At 68.8% G+C, this 1,501-nt stretch carries 1 protein-coding gene; it reads left to right on the top strand.

Features of this window, described 5'->3' with window-relative positions:
* The first annotated feature begins 160 nt into the window (after nucleotides 1-160).
* Nucleotides 161-1,468, top strand: coding sequence for an IS4 family transposase (locus AB0J64_RS57240; protein WP_364047250.1), 1,308 nt, complete (start codon nucleotides 161-163; stop codon nucleotides 1,466-1,468).
* The last annotated feature ends 33 nt before the right edge of the window (nucleotides 1,469-1,501 follow it).

Raw genomic sequence — 1,501 nt, 5'->3', positions numbered from 1 at the left:
CAACGCCGTTCAGTTAAGAGTTAGGGCTGTTCGTCAAAGCCGGTGAACAAAGCAGCGGAGCCGCTGTAGAAGAGGTGTGTCACTCCAAGACATCCTCACCACAGGAGCTCCGCTGTTGGAACAGGTTGCCATAGAACGAACGGCTGGGGTAGCGGCTGGGGTGTTCGCGCCGGGGCACCTGGGCGAACTGACCCGGATCGTCCCGTTCGAGATGGTCGATGAGGTGCTGGCGGAGACTCGTGCGCTGGAGCGCAGGGTCCGGCTGGTGCCGGCCCGGGTCACTGTCTACTTGCTGCTGGCAGCGGCATTGTTCACCGAGCTGGGCTACCGGCAGGTCTTCGACCGGTTGTGCGCCGGGCTGGCGCATCTAGCACCGGTACGGCCCAGCGGCAGCGCTCTTCGCCAGGCCCGCCAGCGGCTGGGGCCGGCCCCGATGAAAGCGTTGTTCTACCTGGTGAGCGGCCCTGCGGTGACGACCGCCGCCGCGGGATGGTGGCGGGGATTGCGGGTGGTCGCCGTCGATGGCACCCTGCTACCGGTCCCGGACTGTGCGGCCAACCTTAGGGTCTTCACACGGCAGCGACTCGGCAACGGGATCTCGGGATACCCGCAACTGCGTCTGACCGCGCTGGTGGCCTGCGGGACCCGGTCGGTGATCGGGGCCGTCTTCGGACCCGCCATGATCGGTGAGCTGGACTACGCCCGCCGGCTGGCCGTGCATCTGCGGGCCGGGATGCTGCTGCTGGGCGACCGGAACTTCGCCGCCACCGATCTACTCAACCAGTGGGCCGCCACCGGCGCCGACCTGCTGGTGCGCTGCAAGTCCGGCCGCAACCTGCCCGCCTTGGCCCGCTGCCGGGACGGCTCGACCCTGACCCGGCTCGGCGCGCTGACCATCCGCGTCATCGACGCCGAGATCACCATCCGCACCGCCCAGGGCACCCGGACCGGCCACTACCGGCTGCTGACCACCCTCACCGACGCATCGGCCTACCCGGCGGCCGACCTCATCCGGCTCTACCACGAGCGCTGGGAGATCGAGACCGCCTATGCGGAGCTGAAGTCCACGATCCTCAGCGGGCACGTCCTGCGGGCGCGCACCCCTGACGGCATCGAACAGGAGGTCTGGGCCCTGCTGACCGCCTACCAGGTCCTGCGGACCGCCATGACCGACGCCACCGACAGCGTCCCGGGCACCGACCCGGACCGGGCCGGCTTCACCACCGCCCTGGCCGCCGCCCGAGACCAGCTCATCCTGGCCGCCGGCGTCATCACCGGCACCGACATCGACCTGGTCGGCACCATCGGCCGTCACGTCCTGGCCCATCTCCTGCCCGCCCGGCGAGTCCGCACCAAAGACCGCATCATCAAACGTGCGATCTCCAAATACAACGCCCGCGGACCCGCCATCGACCGGACCACCTACAAGGCCACCATCAGCATCAACATGATCCCGGCCAGCCCTTGACGCCGCCACCACAGCCCTAACTGAACGGCGTTG

This window comes from Nonomuraea sp. NPDC049695 (assembly GCF_040674955.1).
GTDB classification, from domain to species: Bacteria; Actinomycetota; Actinomycetes; order Streptosporangiales; family Streptosporangiaceae; genus Nonomuraea; species Nonomuraea helvata.
This window is presented reverse-complemented; position numbering and strand designations above follow the sequence as displayed.